This is a genomic window from Desulfogranum marinum (genome assembly GCF_963675105.2).
GTDB lineage: Bacteria > Desulfobacterota > Desulfobulbia > Desulfobulbales > Desulfobulbaceae > Desulfogranum > Desulfogranum marinum.
The window spans coordinates 960,274-977,889 of record NZ_CAXXRO010000004.1; the positions used below are offsets into that span (position 1 = coordinate 960,274).

General features: G+C 47.8%; 20 protein-coding genes. 5 read left to right on the forward strand and 15 right to left on the reverse strand.

All coding sequences use genetic code 11. The annotated features are described in order from the left end of the window. Positions 1-162: 162 nt before the first annotated feature. The 5 genes from ACHZCY_RS13155 to aqpZ form a co-directional block, all read right to left on the reverse strand. Positions 163-951, reverse strand: coding sequence for an ABC transporter ATP-binding protein (locus ACHZCY_RS13155; RefSeq protein WP_319549208.1), 789 nt, complete (start codon positions 949-951; stop codon positions 163-165). Next, the gene (locus tag ACHZCY_RS13160; RefSeq protein WP_205222218.1) at positions 948-1,904 is read right to left on the reverse strand and encodes a branched-chain amino acid ABC transporter permease; all 957 of its coding nucleotides are present in this window, start codon (positions 1,902-1,904) and stop codon (positions 948-950) included. Before ACHZCY_RS13160 ends, ACHZCY_RS13155 begins: the two co-directional genes overlap by 4 nt. Position 1,905: 1 nt before the next feature. Beyond that, positions 1,906-2,781, reverse strand: a complete 876-nt coding sequence (locus tag ACHZCY_RS13165; protein WP_319549209.1) for a branched-chain amino acid ABC transporter permease — start codon at positions 2,779-2,781, stop codon at positions 1,906-1,908. Between the two features lie 97 nt (positions 2,782-2,878). Next, positions 2,879-4,024 carry an ABC transporter substrate-binding protein gene (locus ACHZCY_RS13170; protein ID WP_394713404.1) on the reverse strand — a complete coding sequence of 382 codons (1,146 nt, stop codon included), beginning with the start codon at positions 4,022-4,024 and terminating at the stop codon, positions 2,879-2,881. A gap of 1,028 nt (positions 4,025-5,052) precedes the next feature. Further along, positions 5,053-5,757 (reverse strand): aquaporin Z, encoded by a 705-nt coding sequence (gene aqpZ / locus ACHZCY_RS13175; RefSeq protein ID WP_319549211.1) that lies wholly within the window; start codon positions 5,755-5,757, stop codon positions 5,053-5,055. Between the two features lie 397 nt (positions 5,758-6,154). On the opposite strand from aqpZ, the gene ACHZCY_RS13180 reads away from it, so the two are divergent. Beyond that, entirely contained in the window at positions 6,155-6,328 is a 174-nt protein-coding gene (locus ACHZCY_RS13180) for a hypothetical protein (RefSeq protein ID WP_319549212.1), read from the forward strand. A gap of 6 nt (positions 6,329-6,334) precedes the next feature. Here the strand turns inward: ACHZCY_RS13180 and ACHZCY_RS13185 are convergent, their stop codons facing one another. From ACHZCY_RS13185 to wtpA, 3 genes are all read right to left on the reverse strand, one after another. Then, entirely contained in the window at positions 6,335-7,366 is a 1,032-nt protein-coding gene (locus ACHZCY_RS13185; protein ID WP_319549213.1) for an ABC transporter ATP-binding protein, read from the reverse strand. Continuing rightward, a complete protein-coding gene (locus ACHZCY_RS13190) occupies positions 7,363-8,100 on the reverse strand; it encodes an ABC transporter permease (protein WP_394713438.1) in 738 nt (245 codons plus the stop codon). The genes ACHZCY_RS13185 and ACHZCY_RS13190 overlap by 4 nt, the downstream gene beginning before the upstream one ends. 149 nt (positions 8,101-8,249) lie before the next feature. Beyond that, positions 8,250-9,230, reverse strand: coding sequence for a tungstate ABC transporter substrate-binding protein WtpA (gene wtpA, locus ACHZCY_RS13195; RefSeq protein WP_319549215.1), 981 nt, complete (start codon positions 9,228-9,230; stop codon positions 8,250-8,252). A 261-nt stretch (positions 9,231-9,491) separates the two neighbouring features. Here wtpA and ACHZCY_RS13200 point away from each other — a divergent pair, with 261 nt between their 5' ends. After that, complete coding sequence (locus tag ACHZCY_RS13200) at positions 9,492-9,665, forward strand: hypothetical protein (protein ID WP_319549216.1); 174 nt, start codon at positions 9,492-9,494, stop codon at positions 9,663-9,665. A 160-nt stretch (positions 9,666-9,825) separates the two neighbouring features. Here the strand turns inward: ACHZCY_RS13200 and ACHZCY_RS13205 are convergent, their stop codons facing one another. Beyond that, a complete protein-coding gene (locus ACHZCY_RS13205; protein ID WP_319549217.1) occupies positions 9,826-10,014 on the reverse strand; it encodes a ferredoxin in 189 nt (62 codons plus the stop codon). Positions 10,015-10,527: 513 nt separating this feature from the next. Here ACHZCY_RS13205 and ACHZCY_RS13210 point away from each other — a divergent pair. Beyond that, complete coding sequence (locus tag ACHZCY_RS13210; protein WP_319549218.1) at positions 10,528-10,998, forward strand: Lrp/AsnC family transcriptional regulator; 471 nt, start codon at positions 10,528-10,530, stop codon at positions 10,996-10,998. 230 nt (positions 10,999-11,228) lie between these two features. Here ACHZCY_RS13210 and ACHZCY_RS13215 read toward each other — a convergent pair whose 3' ends face one another. After that, entirely contained in the window at positions 11,229-11,366 is a 138-nt protein-coding gene (locus tag ACHZCY_RS13215; protein ID WP_319549219.1) for a hypothetical protein, read from the reverse strand. Between the two features lie 259 nt (positions 11,367-11,625). Here ACHZCY_RS13215 and ilvB point away from each other — a divergent pair, with 259 nt between their 5' ends. Together ilvB and ilvN are read left to right on the forward strand one after the other, a co-directional pair. Next, positions 11,626-13,308 (forward strand): acetolactate synthase large subunit, encoded by a 1,683-nt coding sequence (ilvB, locus tag ACHZCY_RS13220; protein WP_319549220.1) that lies wholly within the window; start codon positions 11,626-11,628, stop codon positions 13,306-13,308. Next, complete coding sequence (ilvN, locus tag ACHZCY_RS13225; RefSeq protein WP_205222229.1) at positions 13,295-13,591, forward strand: acetolactate synthase small subunit; 297 nt, start codon at positions 13,295-13,297, stop codon at positions 13,589-13,591. The genes ilvB and ilvN overlap by 14 nt, the downstream gene beginning before the upstream one ends. Before the next feature lie 117 nt (positions 13,592-13,708). On the opposite strand, the gene ACHZCY_RS13230 is transcribed toward ilvN, so the two are convergent. The 5 genes from ACHZCY_RS13230 to ACHZCY_RS13250 form a co-directional block, all read right to left on the reverse strand. After that, on the reverse strand, positions 13,709-14,434 hold the full coding sequence (locus ACHZCY_RS13230) for an SIMPL domain-containing protein (RefSeq protein WP_319549221.1): 726 nt from the start codon (positions 14,432-14,434) through the stop codon (positions 13,709-13,711). 57 nt (positions 14,435-14,491) lie between these two features. Next, complete coding sequence (gene pyrF / locus ACHZCY_RS13235) at positions 14,492-15,193, reverse strand: orotidine-5'-phosphate decarboxylase (protein ID WP_319549222.1); 702 nt, start codon at positions 15,191-15,193, stop codon at positions 14,492-14,494. Next, positions 15,190-15,522, reverse strand: a complete 333-nt coding sequence (locus ACHZCY_RS13240) for a hypothetical protein (RefSeq protein ID WP_205222232.1) — start codon at positions 15,520-15,522, stop codon at positions 15,190-15,192. The genes pyrF and ACHZCY_RS13240 overlap by 4 nt, the downstream gene beginning before the upstream one ends. Positions 15,523-15,725: 203 nt before the next feature. Further along, positions 15,726-16,835, reverse strand: coding sequence for an aminopeptidase P family protein (locus ACHZCY_RS13245; RefSeq protein ID WP_319549223.1), 1,110 nt, complete (start codon positions 16,833-16,835; stop codon positions 15,726-15,728). Between the two features lie 2 nt (positions 16,836-16,837). Next, the gene (locus ACHZCY_RS13250) at positions 16,838-17,425 is read right to left on the reverse strand and encodes a DUF6657 family protein (protein WP_319549224.1); all 588 of its coding nucleotides are present in this window, start codon (positions 17,423-17,425) and stop codon (positions 16,838-16,840) included. Positions 17,426-17,616 lie beyond the last annotated feature (191 nt).

Here is a 17,616-nt window from a genome sequence, read left to right on the forward strand (position 1 = left end):
ATAATGATTTATGTTTACTGCCAAAATACTGAAGAAGATGGCGTCGCCTGGGCTGACCTTTGGTGAACGTTGTGGAAAATTGATATCTTTTTAAATTGAATCCAACCACTTGTTAGGAAACAATATGTATGAATTTGGCAAAATGTTCATGAGAAGTACGGGTTAGCCCTGTCCCAGGTAAGCCGCCATGACCGCTTCATTGTTCTGGATTTCCCTGGGAGTGCCTTCGGCCAGTTTACTGCCCTGATCAAGAACAATCATTTTGTCGCAAATACCCATAGCAAGGCTCATGTCATGCTCAACCAGCATCATGGTCACGCCTCTTTTTTTGACCTGTTCAATGAGTTTGCCAAGAGCCTCTGTCTCCACTGCATTCAACCCCGCAGCCGGTTCATCGAGAAGCAGAAGCAGAGGGTCCGATGCCAGAGCCCTGGCGATTTCAGCTGTCTTCTGCCTTCCTACGGGCAGGTCTCCTGCCGGGTGGTGGGCATAGTCCATAAGGCCGGTAAATTCAAGAAGAGCTTCGGCCTTTTCAACCGCTTCTTTTTCCTCTCGTATGACCCAGGGGAGGCGGGTTACTGCACCCCAGAATCCGGATCTGGTCCGCACATGCATACCAACCAGCACATTTTCGAGTAGGGTCATGGATCCGAACAGTTCTACATGCTGGAAGGTTCTGGCAATACCGGCCCTCACCCGTTGGTCAACGGTCATCCTCCGGGTGTCTTTACCGTTGAAAACCACCTGGCCCTCGTCAGGGGAATAGATGCCTGTTATCAGGTTGAAGAGGGTGGTCTTTCCCGCCCCGTTGGGTCCTATAAGGCCGCAAACAATACCGGGTTGAATGGAAAAGGAGATATTGTCCTGGGCCTTGACACCCCCGAACATCTTAGTCAGGGAGCTTACCGCCAGTATCGGCTTGTTGTTGTGTCCGGGTTCAGGGGATATCATTGCCTTTTTTTCCTTGCCTTTTCATACATATCCAGAAATCCACGGGTGAGCCCTTGGGGCATAAAAATCATCACCACCATAAGGATCAGGCCGAATACAATCATCTCGTATTCGGCAAATCCGTGGAGAACCTCCGGCAGCAAGGTGAGCAGAGAGGCACCAAGCAGAGCCCCCCACACACTTGCCATGCCACCGATAACCACCATGGTCACCATTTTCACAGACACCATGAAACCAAATGATTCAGGACTTATGAAGAGGACGAAATGGGCGTAGAGAAATCCAGCAACGGCTCCCAGTGAGGCTGAAAACATGAAAATTTGTAGTTTGAGATAGTGGGTGTTGACTCCCACTGCCAGTGAGGCTTTTTCCCCATCGTGGATGGAGCGTAACGCCCTGCCCATGCGTGAGGCAAGAATCCTCCGGCACATCAGGATGGCTCCAAGTACCACCCCCCACACCAGGAAAAAATAATTTTGTCCGGACATAAATGAAACCTTTCCTGCCTCCAGAACAGGAATGCCGACAAAACCCGAGGAGCCGCCCGTGACACTGCTCCACTCTCTGAACAAAATATTGACGATCATACCGAATCCCAGGGTTCCCATGCCCAGGTAATAACCAGATAGGCGCAGGGTGGGGAGCCCAACCACAAAGGCAATGAGTACAGCCACACCAATGGCGCAGAGCAGGGACAACCAAGGGGATATTCCAAAGGTCCCGGAAAGGATGGCCGTAGTATATGCCCCTATACCGTAGAATGCCGCATGCCCTAAAGAAATCTGACCAGCATACCCTATCAGCATATTGAGCCCTAAGGCCAGCAGGGTGTTAATACCGATAAAGGTCATTATTTGGAGATAATAGGTGTTTTGGGTAAACAGGCCCAACACAAGTATTATGCAGATAAAAACAGCATGTTCTATTCTGTTTTTAATTTTGTTGTCATCCATATCAGAACCGTTTTGCCTCTTTAGCCGAAAACAGTCCGCCAGGGCGTACATAGAGAATCAGGAGCAGGAGGATAAATGCAATTGCATCCTTGAGTCCCGAAGAAATAAGGCCTGCCCCCAGGGATTCCAAAACTCCCAAAAGGATGCCGCCGGCAAAAGCTCCCCACAGGCTGCCGAGACCTCCGATCATGGCCGCACAAAAACCTTTCAGTCCCAGGATGGTGCCCATGTCATAGGAGCTCATGGTGACGGGCGCAATAAAAATACCGGCAACCGCACCGCAACCTGTGCTGATGGCAAAGGCGAGCACTGCCATTCTTTCCGGGGGAATCCCGCTGAGCCAGGCAGCTTTTTGATTCACGGCACTGGCGACCATGGCCTTTCCGGTTAAAGTCCGTTTCAGGAAAAAATGAATGCCACCGGCAAGAAGCAGGGCCGCGACAACGATCCAGATGGACTGGGGCAGCAGGGCGGCGCCGAAAATCTCTAAGGACTCGTGGTTGGAAAACGGTGGCACGCTGAAGGGATCTTTTCCCCACACGATCATTCCCGTTCCCCTTAGAAAGATCGAAGCTCCGACTGTGATGATGACCAGGACAATGGGTTGGGGATTTCTGGCAGTCCGGATGGCAAACCGTTCAAACAAAAGTCCCAGGGCACAACCCAGGGCAAGAGTGCAACCAATAGCTACGGGCAGGGGAAGAGCCATATGCACCCAGAATGTCACCATGGACATCGCGCCGATCATGACGAACTCTCCGTGGGCAAAGTTGATGAGTTCTGTTGAACTATACAGCATGGACAACCCTACGGCGATTACAGCATAAATAGCCCCGGTGGTGATGCCTGAAAAGAGATATTGAATGATTTCCTGCATGGACCTGCCTTGAATTGGATTAATTCAGGGGAAATGCAGGCGAGGGCACCAGATGGTGCCCTCGCAGCAAATCCCCTTGTCTCTACTTAGCGATACCCTAATCGATGAGTTTCCAGGTACCGTTTTTTATTTCCACCATGACAAAAGCCTCTGGTGACAAACCGTTGTGATCCTTGTCGGAAAAATTGAATTCGCCTGTGGCTCCCACGTGATTTCGGGTGTTTTCCAGTGCCAGGCGAATTTTATTTTTATCGCCGTTACTTCCTTTTAAGGCGTTGGCTAGCATATTCACGGCATCAAAGGCATATCCGCCAAACCCCGATACGTTGCTATTGAATTTGGCGCTGTAGTCTGTCTGGTATCCTTCCAGGATCTTTTTCTGGCTGTCCTTGTCGTCAAGAAGTTCGGTTACAAGAATTTTGCCGGTGGGAAGGATGATGCCTTCTGCCGCATCCCCGGCAAGTTCAATGAACTTGGGAGAAGCAACCCCATGGCTTTGGTACAGAGGAATGTCAATTTTCAGTTGTTTGACGTTTTTGGCAACCACGGCCGGGCCTGGGTTTGTTCCCCAGCAAACAATGGCATCCGGGGAGGCAGCCTTGATTTTGGTGAGTTGGGTGGTTGTGTCCGTATCTTTTGCACCAAAGCTCTCTACCTGAACGACCTCAATACCAAAGTCTTGTGCCTGGTCTAAGAGCTGCATTTTACCGCTCTCGCCAAATGAGTTGGACACGGTGAGAATACCGATTTTTTTGATGCCTGCGTTCTTCATGTGCTGATACACCGCTGCCACAGCCAACAGGTCGCTTTGGGCGGTTTTAAATACCCATGGCTTAACCGGGGTGGTAATTTTGACCCCAGCAGCGCAGCTGATCAGGGGAACCTGGGCCCGCTCTACGAAATTGACAATGGCCAGGGTGGTAGGGGTGGTGGATGGACCAACAATGGCGAGGACCTTGTCTTTGTGGATTAATTTATTAACGGCGCTGACAGCCTTGGCAGGATCACCTTCAGAGTCGTAAATCACCGCCTCGAGCATATGGCCGTCAATACCGCCCTCCGCATTGATTTTTTCCACCATCATTTCCATGGTTTTCTTTTCCGGATCACCAAGGAAAGAGGCTCTTCCTGTGGAGGAGAAGATTCCCCCCACCTTGTACACGGAAGCCGCCATCAGGCTCGATGCCGGTAGTAAAATTAGAACAAGGAACAATGCTGCGATTACGGATTTTTTCATACCCATTTCCATACACTCCTTTATTAAAAATTGTTGAATTAACCAAAGAACCTTATTGACCTGTGTCTTTTTGCAGTCCGAATGATCCAAAAAAAAGGCTGACGGTTCTCCATGCTGTCTTTTGATATGACAAAAAGGTTCCTGTTCCGGCCTGCCCATGGTGTGCCAGATTTCCAATATGTTGCGCTATTTCTCTTGGCCCTTCCACTGTCATGTTTTTTATACCGAGAAAGAACATATCATATTAATTAAAATTTGCAATCCGGCTAATAAGGTTAATAAAGAAAGTGAGTTGCTTGTTAATTTCTACTTTTGTTAAGTTTGATGGCGTCGTAAAAAGTCCGATCTACCGTGTTGCAGGTTTTGCCCGAGGCTTTGGCATACCATATGTGTAGTCAAAGCCTCGGGCAAAACACTGCGCCTTGTATATCGAACTTGTGTACTTAGCTATCTTTAGTGTGTGATGGACTTTTTACGAGAGTCCATCAAGTTTTAGTTGTTGGTGTAAAATTCCTTATTCGAAATAAGGAAAGCAAAAAGCCGGAAGCATAAAAATGATTTCTCTTCGGCAACTGTTTAATATTACGACTATATAGTTGTGATGTAATACTGAATTCGGGAAAGGGTTTTGATTTCGGGCGGGAACAAAGGGAAATAGAGAAAATAACCGGCAAAAGTTAGTTCGCTTGATGGTAGAACATTTGACCTAACCCGCATTTCTCATCAGTGAAGTTTTTCGCAGATCGAGGCGCAGGACATGCAGCAGGTAAGCGTAGACTCCGATAGTAAGCTACCGCAAATGGCCTGCAACAAAGAGTCTGCGGAAAAATCCGCTGACCCGGAGGGTGAGTTTTTTTGATTATCGACGAAAAAAACAGTCTGTTTATTTAGCGCTACCGTATTTTCTTTAAATATCAAAAGTTAAGTCGAAAATCAAAAAACTCATGAGAAATCCGGGCTAACCTCAATCCGTGAAAGATTTTAGTAATCGATTGTCACGGATTGAGGAAGTTGAGAAAGTTGAAATAGTCTTGTTATGCCTTGTTTTCAGATTCAAACCATCGGTAGACAAGGCCGGCCAAAATGGCACCCACTATAGGAGCAATCCAAAAGAGCCATAACTGAGAGATTGCCCAGCCTCCCTGGAAGAGAGCAACGCCAGTGCTTCGTGCTGGATTGACTGATGTGTTGGTCACGGGAATGCTGATAAGATGAATAAGAGTAAGGCCAAGGCCAATAGCGATAGGAGCAAATCCTTGCGGTGCCCGTTTATCGGTTGCGCCTAAAATAATAATGAGAAACATGAAGGTCATAACCACCTCACAGACCAGTGCCGCCATCAGGCTGTATCCACCAGGTGAGTGTTCTCCATACCCATTGGATGCAAAGCCGGTAGCAGCTGCATCAAATCCTGCCTGGCCAGTAGCAATAACGTACAATATTGCCGCTCCAGTAAGCCCACCTGCCACTTGTGCAATGATGTAAGGGCCAAGTTCAGCCGTTGAAAATCTGCCGCCGGACCAAAGACCAAACGAAACAGCAGGATTAAGATGGCAACCGGATATATGACCAATCGCAAACGCCATCGTTAGCACCGTAAGCCCGAAAGCAAAGGAAACACCCAGTAAGCCAATACCAACATTGGGAAATGCTGCAGCAAGAACAGCGCTCCCGCAACCTCCAAGAACGAGCCATAATGTACCAATAAATTCTGCGCCTAATTTTTTGGTTAATGTCATCTTTCTACTCCTTTAGTTGAGTGATTAAAGGTTGGATGAATGAGATGGCGAGTGTAGATTTATCTGATTTATAATCAGAGTGTTATTTTACTTTTCATTTGTAACTGTAAATAGATGGCTGACCTTTCGCAAGGTGCCACTTACACGTAGTTACGTGATGATCATGTCGATCATTCCGCGCTGCTCTTTAACTTGTTGTGTGTTAACAAGGCCTCTGGATAACTCCTTGTAAGGGATGATGGCGCTGTCTTTTTAATAATAAAAAGATAATTTTTCAGTGTATACTGGGAAAGGTTCTCTTCGATAAGCAAAACCATTTTTTTTTTGTTTTCCGTGACAATTAAGTGTCTGTTTACCCGTAGCATTTTTTGATACTATGTATATTGAGAATGTTGATATGACTAAGCCCAAAAAAATGTACTGCGAAGGCTGCGGGATAGAAATCGACCCTGATGTAGAGCAAATGGTAGTGGAAGACGATCAGTTATTTTGTATCTGGTGCTGGAGCAATGATTGCTGTCGGGTCAGCAGGGATGCTGCTGAGGCAAAACAAAAGGAAGGAGACAACTAAAAAAGGCTAAAAGTAATGGACAGCATCCGGATGAAACCCAAAGTAAACCTGCTCGCCGATGGTTAAACCCTTGTCTCTAATGTTTCCTTTATCGCCGTGAACAAGGAAAGTGCTGTCTTCAAAGCCAATGGTCATTTCACAGCCAAAACCCTGCAGCGTCATCGATTGCAGGATTCCCCTGCCGACCATAAACCCGTCGGGAAAAGAATGAGTGGTACCGACGGTGATGTCCTCGGGACGCAGACCAACATTCCTGCTCTCTGATGTCTTTTCTGCATCTATTCTAAGCCCTGCAAAACATAAACTCCTCCCCTCCCGTTGCGGGGTGAAAATATTTTGCATGCCCACAAACTCGCCGACTGCCTTATTTTTGGGGCGTTGAAAGACTTCTTCAATCGTGCCGGTCTGCTCCAGTATGCCCTTGCTTATCACTCCAACTGTATCAGCTAAATAAAATGCCTCGTTAAAATCATGGGTAACCATAAGAAAGGTGGTTGGAAGGGTTTCATGGAGCTGTCTGAGCACCCGCTGGATCTCGCTGCGGAAACAGGGGTCTATTGCTGAGAGTGGTTCATCCAGCAAAAGCACCTGCGGCTGAATGGCCAGTGCGCGAGCAAGCGCCACCCGTTGTTTTTCTCCTCCAGAGAGTTTGGTGGTTGATTTTTTGAGGTGGCCGGCCAATCCAAGGGTATCGATAATTCCGGCCAGCACCGCCTTGCTTGCTTTGGTGTTGTTTTTTTGATAGCGAAGGCCGAACTCAATGTTTTCCTGGACAGTCAAGTGTGGGAAAAGTGCCTGGTCCTGGTACACGATGCCGACTTGGCGATTTTCAGGAGCCACTCGGGTGACATCTTTACCAAATAAAAAGATATCTCCGCTATGCGGTTTCTGCAGGCCGGCGATTGACTCCAGGATGACGGTTTTGCCGGAACCGGTAGGGCCAAGAAGAATAAAAAATTCCTGTTGCTCTATGTGGAGGTCGATCGGTCCCAGGGTAAAATTGGGAAATTGGTATGTGAGCTGGTTAATTCGAATCAATTTTTCTTTCCAATCGGTGAGGAGACTACTCGTAAAAGCAAGAACAAGACAAGGCAGATCAGGATAAGCCAAACCGCAACAGGCTGGGAGTATTTAAGGCCGTAGGCTGTAAATCGTTCATACATGAGAACCGGTGCAATCATAGGGTGATAAGCGACAATAACCACGGCACCGAATTCGCTGATTGCTCTGGCCATGCTCATGATAAAGCCGGTTATCATATGCCGCCAGGTAAGTGGTACGGTAATCCGAAAAAAAGTAGCACTTTGTCCGGCACCAAGGCTTCTGGCTACCTGTTCCAGGCGGCAAGGGACTGCCTGGAAACCTGCCTTGGCCGTATTGATGTAGAACGGCAGAGCAACAAAGGTAAGTACGGTGATGATGCCGGTTTTTGTGCCAAGGAGCTGGATGCCGATATCCTGAAAAATTTGTCCCAACCAGTGGTTTCTTCCGGAAAGGCTTAAAATAGCAATGCCGATCACCGGGTGGGGAATCATTATTGGCAGGTCAATCATGGATTCAACAACCTTTTTGCCGGTAAAGTCGGTGCGGGCAAGCAGGTAGGCCATGGGGGTGCCGAAAATGAAAGAGATTGCTGCTGCAGAGGCAGAGCAGGTAAGCGACAAAAAGATTGCCGACCTGACCTCTTCATCGGCAATGGTTTCTCGTAGGTCATTCCAGGAAGGTTGGGAAACCATTTCAAACAGTGGCAGCAGGATAAAAAGCAGAACCATCGTCCCTGCTGCTATACAAAGCGGGGTAAAAAGGCGTAAGTTGTACTTTTGGGTCAAAATTGTTCTCCGATCGACCTGCCGGGAAATTTATCTCCCCGGCAGGTCTGCTCGTACATTCGGATAGAAAGTGATGGATTTTTACGACGTCATCAATTCTTCACTTCTACTAATGCCTGCATTCCCTCAGAAAGTTTGCCTTTCATTTCCTCGGAAGCAATTCGAGCTGGAATAAAAGGAGGCTGTCCCATTTCCTTGAGTACTGCCATGCCACCGTTGGGGTCCAAAAGGTACTGGAGAAACATATCTGCTGCTTGTGGATTTGGTGCATTTTTCAACAGGGTGATGCCATAGGTGATGGACTTGCCTTTTCTTTCGATGGTTGTTCCAGGCTTTTTACCACTAACTTCGACGGTTGCATTTTTGTAAAAATCGTTATGGCTGTAATCGCTGAGGTTTATCTGGTTATCCAGGGTTACATATTTCAAGTTATGCTGTACTGCAACAGAGAGGTATTCCCAGGCATAGTCCATGTTGCCGGACTGGAGCAGGGAAATCAGTTCTACTGATTTGGGACGAACCCACTGTTTTTTACGTTGCTCGATCAAGGTATTGTAGAGCCCTTCTTTTTTGTAATATTTCTCAGCAAGCTGGAGAACCATCAGGCTTCGGTAGCCGCATGGATCAAGATTGGGATCTGAGTGGCCCCAGACCACATCAGGTTTGGTAAGAATTTCTGTCCAGTTTTTGCTGTTGATTTCATCAGCATATTTACTTTTGTCAGTATAGCAGAGGACCATCTGATTGGTGGCAAATCGGATGTTGACATCGGCAAATTTCGGAATCAGGTTTTTGTTAATAACCACATAGTCAGCAGAAGCCATGATATCGGCTGGTTTGCCCAGTTCGGAAATCATGCGGGCCATCTTGGTGCTGCCGCCAAATTCGCGGAGGACATCAATGGTCGGATGCTGTGCTTCAAATTGTTTTTCGATCTTTTTGAACGGAACAGAAAGGCTGCCGGCATGGAAAATAATCAGTTTTTCTTTGTCTGCGGCAAGTGAGGGCTGGACAAGCAAAAGTGTTACGGCCAATGCAAGGCAGTAGTGGAAGATGGTGTTTTGTTTCGGCATACTATACTCCATTAAATAGATATGGTGGATGGGGGTATCTGTTAATTCGAAGCACGGTATAATTGAAGGAACTCAGGGGTCAAGTAAAAAGAGTATATGCACATAAAAAAGGAAAACTGTTACCATCGTTAACTAGTAATAACAGGTTAACCGGAGGCCGCCGTTTACAGCTTAAGGGTACATTGAAAAAATCAGTTTTTCGATCAGGCCTGGTATGTGTAGGTTTACCATGTTGGAAATGGGGCCTTTTCTAAGGCAAATTTGAACGAACATTCTACCCGGTCAATAGGCTTAATTATCGGTCTCTATAAAAGGCGTGCGGAAATAACCCACAGTGCATTCAACGGCCCATGGCTCAAAGGAGACAGTGGTGGTCGGGGAATGTTGCACGAAGACTGTGCAGGTATTTTGGCCTACGATGATGGTATATTGTGACTAAGAGTGGTTAGGTGTGGCTAAGGGGAAAGTTTTTGTTGAAATTCGTTGCCACAACGAAAAAAATGCTATGGAGAAGGTGCGTAGAACTTTTCCAATCCCGTACAAGGGGATGGACATGGTCAGCCAAGGCTGTCGGCCAAGACTGGCCATGTTTTTCTCAGTCGTTAGCGATGCATCCAGCTGGGCACGAAGCAATAGCCTCTTCAACGCAATCTGCGCTTGTGTCAGCGCCTTCAATTATGAATGCTTTGGTTTCATCATCGTCAAAACCGAAAACTTCGGGACATGCTTCAACGCATGCTTCACAACCGATACATTCTTCTTGGTCAAGCTGTAATTCTGCCATGGATAATACCTCCGATAGAGTTTAATAAGTTCCATTCAACACGTGTTGGATGGAGAAAATTTTATAAATACGATAAACGTATACATCAACCTTTATCCAAATGCCAACAGTCTTTTATCTTGTCCGGTATGTATAACGTATTTTGGAGTTTATCAAGTGGGTGGTTTCGAGTTTACTCCCAAGGCTGGTCCTTCATTAACGGCTGTTGGTGGAGCATGAAAAAATATCGGCCCTTGTTTGCTTTTCACCCCGACTTTTCATCACTTTAGGCGGCGTCAGGTTCAAAGTTTTTGGTTGATCCGCCGGCAGGATTATACCACGACGACGAGGTTCAAAACCCGCACCGTGGCGGACTGTACATCTATCGGAGATGGTTAGTCTGTGCTTTTGGCGGGAGCTTTTATTCGTCGAAAAAGAGGTGTATGTTTTGGTTGTAAAGTGAATAAAATAAGGTGATATTGGTCATAGTCTTAATAAAATTAAATTTAGCCTGTGTTGCTTGGTACGGGGATTATGGCCTTTGATAAAATAGATATCCAAATTTTGAACATATTGCAGCAAGATGGGCGGATCACCAATACAAAATTAGCAAAGGAAATTGGCATTTCCCCTCCTGCAATGCTGGAACGGGTCAGGAGACTGGAATCTTCCGGAGTAATAGATAGATATGCTGCCATTCTGGATCGTGAAAAGGCAGGGTTTGGCCTGCTGGCAATCATTATTGTCAGCCTGAGCCTGCACCAGATATCTTCTTTGCAGGTTGTGAAGGAGCGGCTGATTGAACTGGAGGAGGTACTTGAGTGTCTACAGCTGACAGGTGATGTGGATTTTTTGCTGAAAGTGGCCATCAAGGACATGAAAACCTACACGGCATTTATCAACGACAAGCTCTCCCATATCCCTGGTATTCAAAATATCAAAACGTCCTTTGTGCTCGATACGCTGAAATCGGAAACCATGCTCCACATGCATCTGGAAGGTTAAAAAAAGCATGCTGCTTATAAGGCAGCATGCTTTTACTTGTATAGGCGAATAAGTTACGGAAGGCTGGTAATGCTACCAGCGCTCAGTACCTACAGTTTGATCCACATTGGAACAGGATTTTTTTTCAGATGCGGAAAGGTTTTCAAATCTCTTTCCGTTGCTTCTTTTTGTTAAATTATGGAGGTAGTAGTTTGTTGCAAGTGTTGTGTTTTGCACTTTTTCGCATATGCTTAGAATTGTTTCGTTTTTTTGTGGAAGTTTTCGTTACGCACCACGGAGAAGAGGAGGATGAGGGCAGGGCTTTTGTCGCGAGCGGTGATTTTTTCTTCTTGACGCAGCCCGGCAAGCTTGGTATCGATAATTTTCACATACAGTAACAATAATCCATATACAAAGGCGTTTTCGCATGTCCCACAACCTGTTTTCCACTCTCAACATAGCTGATTTTACTAAGCTGTTTGTAGTGGTAGCAGTGGTCGTCGTGGTGATTATTAATGTGAGGAGCGAGGCGCCGTAGCGGTTACTGAAAATAGTTTTTTAACCCCTGTCGGCGCCAGCCGGCGGGGGTTTTTTTTTGCTCCCGCAAAGGCAGCCGACAGCCAAACATGGAAAAAGAGGAGGTGTGTCATGGAGCAGTTAACAGGAGCAGAACTGACCATAAGGCTGTTGGAGGAGTATGGAGTCGAGACCATTGCAGGTATTCCCGGTGGTGCTAACCTGCCCTTATATGATGCCCTTTCGCGTTCTTCGCGGATTCGGCATGTACTGGCAAGGCATGAGCAGGGTGCAGGATTTATCGCTCAGGGAATGGCCAGGTCAAGCGGGAAGCCGGCTGTCTGTTTTGCGACCTCCGGTCCCGGAGCAACCAATATCGTCACTGCCCTTGCCGATGCCAATCTGGATTCGATTCCGGTGATCTGTATAACCGGTCAGGTTCCATTGTCCATGATTGGTACAGATGCCTTTCAGGAGGTGGATGTTTATGGGTTGACCATTCCCATTACCAAGCATAATTTCCTTGTTCGCTCAGCTCAGGATCTGTTGCGGATTATCCCTGAAGCATTCCATATTGCAACTACCGGTCGGCCAGGTCCTGTGCTTATTGATATCCCAAAAGATGTACAGCTCGATACCGTTGACATAGAAGAACTGCCCATCCCTGCATCTGCTGTTGTCTCTGTTGTTCACAGCCAGGATGATCTGACCCTGGCTGCTGCGATGATTAACAACGCCAAAAGGCCCGTGTTCTATGTGGGGGGAGGGATTGTACATAGTGATGCGGGTGCTGTTGCCCGTTTTTTTGCAGAGAAGAACAGCTTGCCGACCACTATGACGCTGATGGGGCTTGGTGTTATTCCACCTGAGCATGATCTGTTTATGGGAATGCTAGGTATGCATGCCGCCCGTTCCACCAATATGATGCTTGACGAGTGCGATCTTCTGATAGCTGCCGGAGTCAGATTTGATGATCGGGCGACAGGGAAAATCGGCGAGTTTTGCCCTGAGGCAAGGATTATCCATATTGATATTGACCCCTGTGAAATCTGTAAGCTCAAAGAGGCGCATGTCGGCTTGGTTGGCGACATCCGTGACACTCTCGACCGTTTGCTGCCCCTTGTCGAGAGTAGAGCGAGATCATCGTGGAATCAACACATACAACTGCTCCGCGCCAGGCATCCGTTTTTCTGTTCTGAAAATTTTGATTTCAGCAGTCCCTATGGAATCATTATGCGGATCGCCGAGATTGTAGGTGAGGATGCCATTGTGGCAACAGATGTGGGCAAGCATCAGATGTGGACCGCCCAGGTGTATCCCTTTAATCGAACGCGCCGGTTCTTGACCTCTGGTGGTCTCGGCACCATGGGATTCGGCTTGCCGACAGCCATAGGTGCGGCTTTGGAAAATCCCGATAAAACTGTGGTTTGTATTACCGGCGACGGTAGTATTATGATGAATATTCAGGAACTGGCGACCGCTGTAGAGCATGATGTGAATGTCAAGGTGATTGTCCTCAACAATCAATCGCTTGGTCTGGTTCGTCAGCAGCAGAAATTATTTTATAACGAACATATCTTTGCGTCAGAGTATGAGCACCAGGTTGATTTAGCTACCATTGCCAAGGGATTTGGAATGAAGTCATTTGATGCGCGCGACACCCTGGTTCTCGACGAATTACTCACCGTTGCCCTGCAGACGCCTGGACCCAGTCTGATAAATATTCCGATAAGTATAGATGAAGAGGTCTACCCCATTGTCCCACCGGGTGCAGCCAACTCTGTTATGATTGGAGGGAATTATGAGTGCGCATAACAATCAGCCCATTGCCGTTTTGGAACTGCTTGTCCGTAATCACCCCGGCGTGATGTCTCATGTATGCGGCTTGTTTTCCAGGCGCGCCTATAATGTGGAGGGGATTGTCTGTTTACCGGTTGCTACCGGCGAAACCAGCAAGATCTACTTGCAGGTGAGGGAGGAAGAACGGCTGGACCAGATAATGAAACAGATACAAAAACTTTCAGATGTGGAAGGAGTGGTTCGATACACCGGCGATCATCCTGTATTTACAGGTTTAGCAACGTACTTTACCTGTTAGCACTTACCGTTTATTGAAGCAGGTTGATGTTGCTGCTGAGTGCACTCGTTATCTGTCTGCCACCGGTGAAGAGTATTTTACCGGTGGCAGCAGAGCGTGAAATGGATGACCGCTTTGTCATATATCAGTGAGCATATAATCTACCGTGGTGACAACCCTGATTATTTTACGGTAAGGACTGTTTCGGTCACGGTCGACGATTGAGAAAATGCCTTGGCGAGCATTTCTGATTTTGCCGACAGCACTTCCAGAATCACGGGCAAATTGTTCTGCAGCTTTACGGGCACCCTCAGTTGCCTCCCGAATCATATCCGGTTTGATGCTGTTGAGGGTGGTATACAGGAATTCCGGCCGCATCTGATATTGGTCTCCGGTCAAAACGATCCCCTGTTTGATCAGCTCGCTTGATGTACCCATCAGCTGACGAACCAGCTCAACATTTTCAGAGCGTACCGTCAAGGTAGCCCGGGCAAGGTAGCGATACTGACGCTGCTGGTTGGCAGGGTTGTATTTTCTTGCCTGAAAGTCGGTGATGTCCGGAGGGTTGGCGGTGATATTGGTCGGCTGAATGCCGCGCGAGGTCAGAAAAGTGGTCACTGCGGCCTGTCTTTTCTGCATTATTTCATAAAGTCCGGCCAGCTCGTTGCCTGCTTCGGCAAAGGAAAGCGGCCAGATTACCAGGTTGGCATCGACCTCCCTTTCTGCCAGGCCTTTAACCGTGACATAGCGGTCAGCATCCTTAAAGGAAAGGAGAGCTTTACCGCTGACAAAAGCAGCACCGATAAGGCCAAGTGCAATGAAGAGGCCGAGGATAAAAGCAGCTGTCGGACTGTTGGTGCGCATGAGGACGCTTCTCCTTACTATTACAATGTACCCTAAAAGATTATATTGCTTGTCAGGCTACATGGCTGTGCCAATTTCTTGCTGCATCGCAGCGATAACCTGCTGTGGATTATCGGCATCTCGGATAGGTCGGCCAACGACCAGGTAATCGGCACCGTCTGCGATGGCCTTGCCTGGAGTGGCAATGCGCTGCTGGTCATTGGCGGCAGAACCGGCAGGGCGTATACCCGGCGTGACCATAATGAAATCCTGCCCCAGTTTTTTCCTGAGTGCTGCTGCTTCCCTGGCGGAACAGACAATACCGTGGCTACCGCAGGCAAGCACTGCTGCTGAGCGTTGTGCAACCAACTGGTCAACCGTTCCCTGAAAATGAAGCTCTTTCAGGTGTTCCTCTCCCATGCTGGTCAACACAGTCACTGCAAGAATGTTTATATCGGTGCCGGCTGCTAGAGCGGCTTCCACAACCGGAGTGTAACCATGCACCGTGGTCAGGGCGACCCCTCTGTCCGCAAACTGTTTTACAGCGAGAGTGACAGTGGCAGGTATGTCGTAGAGTTTGAGATCGAGCATCACCTTGTTGCCCCGGCCTACAATATGATCAACGACCGACCAGCCCCCGGCAAAAAAAAGTTGCAGTCCAACCTTGAAAAACTTGATTTGATCATCAAGCTGTTCAACCAGGGCAGCCGCTTGTGTCGGATCAGCCACATCCAGCGCAAAAATGATCCTTTCATTGAGTGGAATGTGCTGATTTTTCATGCAGCGATCATCTCCTCTGTGAGCATACGATCAGCAAAGTCGAGAACAAACTGTCGTTGGGCCGGCGTTGCCTGGGCGATACAGGAGCAATGCATATTGCTTGCACTGCGAACGAGCAATTCAAATTTTATAGAGCCTTCTTCCAAAATGACTGAAAAGTAGAAAGGGCCGCAGTCATCATGACCGATCTGCTTTTCGCCCAAGAGATCCGGCGGTACCTCCAGGAAGAATACCCCTTCCAGGGAACCGGGTTTAAGAGATCGTTTGAGATAACTGTCAAGGTTGTCTTTCTCAAGAAAAGAAAGTTCATCAATCATGAAATAGCGCATGGTTTTCCTTAAAGCTTTTTTATATTTGAAAAAAGTCGTCCGCAAGTGATAAAGGGTGCGAATTACGTCACGGCTTTTTGTCAGAGTTGGTCATTGTTCTTCTTGAATTTGTCCTGCTCTTCTATCACTGTCATGGAGTAGTACGTTGGTGTCTAGAGCAAAGCGTTTTGCAGGCATAGAGCGGTTGCTGATCAGATTGGCTTCTAGAGATCAAGAAAGGTCGTGTCTTTGTTGAGCAGTTCATAGCCGTTCTTTTTGACGATAACCATGTTTTCCAAGCGGATACCGCCCCACTCCGGCAGATAGATTCCAGGCTCAACCGTCACTACCATGCCTGTCTTGAGTTTTTTGCGGCTCATGGGGGAGAGTCGCGGCTCTTCATGAACGGCAATGCCTACACCGTGACCAAGACTATGCTGAAAGGCCTTGCCGTAACCTGCGTCCTTGATGACCTGCCGTGCCGCCTGGTCAACATCTTTGCAGCTTGCACCACTGCGGATAGCCTTCATGCCGGCAAGTTGAGCCTTGCGTACAATTCGCACTCTATTTTTGAAGGTGGAATCCGGCTTGCCGGCGATAAAGGTACGGGTCATGTCTGAACAGTACCCCTTGTAAATCAGGCCCATGTCAATCAGTACCAGCTGCCCTGTTTCAAGGACTTTGTCTGTTGGGACGGCATGGGGTTTGGCCGCGTTGGTTCCAAAGGCGACAATGGTGTCAAAACTCGGTTTTTCCGCACCCAATTCGTGCATGGTCAGATCAATTGCCAAGGCAACTTCCCGTTCGCTCATACCCGGTTCAATACTATTGAACACCATTTTGAAAACCTGTTCATTCAACCGGGTGGATTCGCGAAGTAGTTCCAGCTCTTCTTCGGATTTGATGATCCGCATCCGCTCGATCATCTCGCTAACCGGCTTGAGAGTGATGCCGGTTTTTTCAGCCATTTTCGAAAGGCGGGCTGCTGTGGAATGAAGCGTGTAGTTGCTCTCAAAGCCAAGGGTCGCAACATCCAGTGAAGGCAGTAGTTTTTTAAGCAGCTTAATAGGGCCTTTGGGATAATTTTGTACCTGGTAGCCTTGAGCCTCCTCTTCAGCCTGCAAGGTAAAACGGGAATCTGTGAGCAGGTGGGGTTTACCGCTGCTGGGGATGAGCAATATGCCGGATGTCTCCTGGATGCCATGGTCACCGGCCGTGTATCCACTGAGGTAGCGTCTGTTTTCCGGTTGGGTGACAAGCAGAGCGTCTATCTTTTCTTTTTTTAAGGTCTTCTGGAGTTTTTCTACCCGTTGAAGATGAGATCGTTTGTCCATTATCACACACCGAGTCGTTGTTTGAGTTGCTCGCGGTATTGGTTCAGGGCCTGCTCGTATTGCCCGTTGAGATCGCCCTCAATGCGTGCCCACTCTTCTTTGAATTGGGGCTCAAGGGTTGGGTCGATTTGCAACCCCTCTGATGACATTCCTTTTTGGGCCAGCATTTGTTCGATCTGCATCTGTACCTGTCCCTTGAGTTGCTCGTAATATTGCTCTCTGTGTTTTCCGTACTGGCCGGTAATACTTTGCAGCTCACCGCACATTGCTGCAAGGTCACTTGCCCCGCCTCCTAGTTCGATGATGCCTTTGAGGGCAGTGTCGATACGCTTGGTTGCCTCTTCATCGCGGGCAAGGAAAACGTTACGCAGCAGCACCTCAAGCATACCCTTGCGGATGGGGTTTTGTTGTGGTCCTGGCTGCTGATCAAGGGTTTCGGTCAATGGTGCTGCCTGTGTGTTGAGAAATTCGGCAGCCAGTTGCATCCCTTTTTTATGGGAAGCATCCTGCTCCATTTCGTCGGATGTGGCCATGCCCATACGGGCGGCTCTTTCCATTACCAGGTCCATGGTGGATTTAATTTCAGCCATTATGTATAAACTCCTTGTTTAAGTAGAGGGAATTTCTGAGTCTGTTGATTTACTAGGATCTTCGTTCAAGGTCAGGTAAGCGAAGCCTCCGAGGCATGATGAAAAAATTGCCGCAGGCATGTAACTGATATTCCAGTGATTGTTTTTCATTATACGAGCTAAACGCTAGACTCCGAGAAATTGGGCGGAAA